Raw genomic sequence first — 264 nt, 5'->3', positions numbered from 1 at the left:
CGACCTCCCGAAAGGGCTGCTGCGTCCTGAGTCGGCCGCATCGCTGCTGGCCACCCCACGCCGGCAGAAGCTGCTGGAGCACATCTGGCAGCGCACGTCGCTCTCACACCGGCAATTCGTCACCCTGTACCGCACGCCCCTGGAACGCTACGCCGAACTGGTCCAAGCCTTTCCGGCCTCCGAAGCGCATCACCATGCCTATCCGGGCGGCATGCTCGACCACGGCCTGGAGATCGTGGCCTACAGCCTGAAACTGCGGCAGTC

The 264-nt window shown here is 66.3% G+C and carries 1 protein-coding gene; it reads left to right on the top strand.

From position 1 onward, the window contains the following. The coding region (locus tag AC3XQU_RS24105; protein WP_489876650.1) for a TraI domain-containing protein at positions 1-264 on the top strand (264 nt) is incomplete at both ends.

The sequence above is a fragment of the Telluria sp. AZSoR62 genome, from assembly GCF_058111565.1.
The sequence above is the reverse complement of the archived record's forward strand: the minus strand, read 5'-3'. Positions and strand labels throughout refer to the sequence as shown.